We start from the raw sequence: 384 nt of genomic DNA, 5'->3' as shown, positions 1-384 counted from the left end.
AGGCTCAGACAGCTAGGAGGTTGGCTTAGAAGCAGCCATCCTTTAAAGAAAGCGTAATAGCTCACTAGTCGAGTCGGCCTGCGCGGAAGATGTAACGGGGCTCAAACCAGGTACCGAAGCTACGGGTGTGTTCGCATCACTTAAGATCATTGCACGTGTTATCGCTTGTCATGGCAACGCCATGACCAAGCGCGTCCCGAACGTCGATTCGGGCACGAGTGTGGATGACACCACAGTGGTTTTAAGGATGCGAACACGCGGTAGAGGAGCGTCGTGTAAGCCGATGAAGGTGGATTGAGAAGTCTGCTGGAGGTATCACGAGTGCGAATGCTGACATGAGTAACGACAAGGGGAGTGAAAAACTCCCCCGCCGGAAGACCAAGG

1 rRNA gene is annotated in these 384 nt (G+C 53.6%); it reads left to right on the top strand.

The window, feature by feature from the left end:
• Positions 1-384 (top strand): 23S ribosomal RNA (locus tag ACUN9Y_RS22225); the annotation flags it as partial.

Source organism: Halomonas sp. V046, assembly GCF_052645355.1.
Note: the sequence above shows the minus strand (reverse complement) of the source record. Positions and strands in the feature narration are given on the sequence as shown.